Source organism: Micromonospora sp. KC721 (assembly GCF_004348355.1).
GTDB lineage: Bacteria > Actinomycetota > Actinomycetes > Mycobacteriales > Micromonosporaceae > Micromonospora.
On the sequence record NZ_SMJY01000347.1, the window covers coordinates 1 to 2764 of the forward strand.

At 68.5% G+C, this 2764-nt stretch carries 4 protein-coding genes; all 4 read right to left on the minus strand.

All coding sequences use genetic code 11. The features are described 5' to 3' along the window. A partial coding sequence (locus E1182_RS30090) for a glutamate mutase L (protein WP_207921581.1) occupies nt 1-307 on the minus strand: 307 nt, incomplete at its 3' end. Further along, entirely contained in the window at nt 304-696 is a 393-nt protein-coding gene (locus E1182_RS30095) for a hotdog domain-containing protein (protein ID WP_132271120.1), read from the minus strand. The genes E1182_RS30090 and E1182_RS30095, both read right to left, overlap by 4 nt. Then, nucleotides 693-1445 carry an OAM dimerization domain-containing protein gene (locus E1182_RS30100; protein WP_132271121.1) on the minus strand — a complete coding sequence of 251 codons (753 nt, stop codon included), beginning with the start codon at nt 1443-1445 and terminating at the stop codon, nt 693-695. Before E1182_RS30100 ends, E1182_RS30095 begins: the two co-directional genes overlap by 4 nt. Next, on the minus strand, nt 1442-2764 hold a 1323-nt coding region (locus tag E1182_RS30105; RefSeq protein ID WP_132271122.1), incomplete at its 5' end, for a lysine 5,6-aminomutase subunit alpha TIM-barrel domain-containing protein. The genes E1182_RS30100 and E1182_RS30105, both read right to left, overlap by 4 nt.

Sequence of the window (2764 nt, forward strand, 5' to 3'; positions counted from 1 at the left end):
CCACGTGCACCACGTTCGCTCCCGCCGACAACCCCACCCGCCGACCCGCCTGCGCGGTCACCAGGTGCTCGTAGCCGACGACAGCCAGCCGCAACCCACCCCCGGCCGACGAGCACACGTACCACGGCGCGCCGGCCACCGGCAGCCCGGCCGTCGCCGCGGCCACCGCCGCGTCCAGGCCGTGCAGCACGTCGCTGCGCACCGTGGTCGGCACGGCCTCCGCCGCGACCAGGCCACCACCGTCGAGATCCACCACCGCCACCTTCGTGTACGTGGAACCGACGTCGGCGCAGACCGCGACGTTCACGCCGCCGCGGGCACGACCACCGTGCCGGTCGCCGTCACCGCCACGATCGGCTCGGCCAACACCTCGGCGGCCGACTCACCCCGATCGGGACGACCCCGGCACACCACCCGCGCCACGAAATCGACGGTACGGCTGCGGACACCCACCCGGGTCACCGTCGCCGTCACCTCCAGCACGTCCCCAGCCCTCATCGGCGCCCGGAACTGCACATCCGCGTACGACGCGAACAACCCCTCGTCGCCGTCGGTGCGGATACACACCTCCGTCGCCACGTCCCCGAACAACCCCAACGCGTACGCCCCGTCCACCAGGTTCCCCGCGTAATGCGCATGCGAGTACGGCACATACCGGCGGTGCGTCACCGTCAACCCGAGCCGTGGATCGCTCACACCCTCACCTTCCTGGTCGTGATCAACGCGTGCACCAGATAACTGGCCACCTCACCCGGGGTGGTGCCCCGGCCGAAAATCCGATCCACACCCAGCTCCCCGGTCATCGTCTCGTCGAACCGCGGCCCACCCACGATCAGCAACGGCCGACGCCCCGCCGGCATCGCCTCCCGGAACGCCGCGGACATCTCCCGCGTGTTGTGCAGGTGCGCGTCGCGTTGCGTCACCACCTGCGACACCAGCACCGCGTCGGCCTTCTCCCGCCGCGCCGCCTCCACCAACTCCGGCACGCTCACCTGCGCACCCAGATTGGTGACCTTCAGCTCCCGGTAGTACTCCAGGCCCTTCTCCCCCGCGATGCCCTTGACATTGAGGATCGCGTCGATGCCCACCGTGTGCGCGTCCGTACCGATACACGCCCCCACCACCGACAGCTTGCGCCGCAGCCGCTGCTTCACCACCGCGTTGACCTCCTTGGCGCTCAGCAGCGGGAAGTCCCGCTCCACCACCTGCACCGCCGACAGGTCCACCAGATGGTTCACCCGCCCGTACACCACGAAGAAGGTGAACCCGTCGCTCATCGGCTTGGCGTGCACCAGCATCGCCGGGTCGATGCCCATCCTGTTCGCCAACTGCACCGCCGCGCCCTCGGCCCGCTTGTCGTGCGGCACCGGCAACGTGAACGACACCTGCACCATGCCGTCACCGGTGGTGTCCCCGTACGGCCGGACGATCCGCTTCTCCGTCACGCCGACCCCTCCAGGATCTCCGTGGCCGGGTTGTAGTAGCCGGCCTCGTGCCGCGCCACCCCGTCCAGACCCTTGCCCCGGTCCGCGGGCCGCTTCATGATCCCGAAGGTGCCCTCGGCGATCGCCGTCAACAACGACTGCCCACCGATCCGCTCCAGCAGGTCCACCGCCTCAGCCAACACCCGATGCGCACGCTGCTGGATGAACCCACCCGGCGCCGGCACAAAATCCTCGTGCAACCCACCCGCCGCACCCAACACGTACCGGACGTTCTGCAGAGCGATGTCCCGATCCGACAACCACGGCGTCACCACCGCCTCGGTCATCATCCCCACCAGCAGGATCCCCTGCCCCGTCATGGCACCCACCAGATTGAAGAACCCGTCGAGCAGGTTCCCCCGGAACACGTCCCCGGTCATGTGCTTCGTCGGCGGCATCCACTTCAACGGCGCATCGGGAAACAACTCCCGAGCCAGCAACGCATGCGCCAACTCCAACCGCAACGACTCCGGCAGATCCGGGTTGATCTCGAACGCGTGCCCCAACCCCAACTGCCAGTCCGCCAACCCCGCCTCATGCGCGAAAAACTCGTTCAACAACTGCGACACCGTCACCGTGTGCGCCTCGTCCACCGCATCCGCCGTGGTCAGGTAGTTGTCCTCACCGGTGTTGATGATGATCCCCGCCCGCGCGTGCACCTGCCGCGAAAACCGCTGATCGACGAACGTACGGATCGGATTGATGTCCCGGAACAAAATCCCGTACATCGAATCGTTGAGCATCATGTCCAACCGCTCCAGGCCAGCCAGCGTCGCCATCTCCGGCATACACAGACCCGACGCGTAATTGGTCAGCCGCACATACCGCCCCAACTCCCGCGACGAGGAGTCCAACGCCGCCCGCATCAACCGGAAGTTCTCCTGCGTGGCATACGTGCCCGCGAAACCCTCCCTCGTGGCACCCTCCGGCACGTAATCCAGCAACGACTGCCCCGTCGAACGGATCACCGCGATCACGTCCGCCCCCGCCCGAGCAGCCGCCTGCGCCTGCGGAATGTCCTCGTAGATGTCCCCGGTCGCCACAATCAGATAAATCCACGGCCGCTGCGCCGGATCCCCGTACCGCCTGATCAGCCGATCCCGCTCCGCGCGACGCCGGTCCACCTGCCGGATACCGGCCGCCACCGCCCTACGGGCCGCCCGCCGCGCCGCCAACGCCGCCTTCCCACCCGGCACCGCGAACCGCACCGACCCCGCCGCCGCCTTCTGCGCCAACAGCGTCACATCGCTGATCTGCTCCCGAGCCAGGGCGTCGAACAC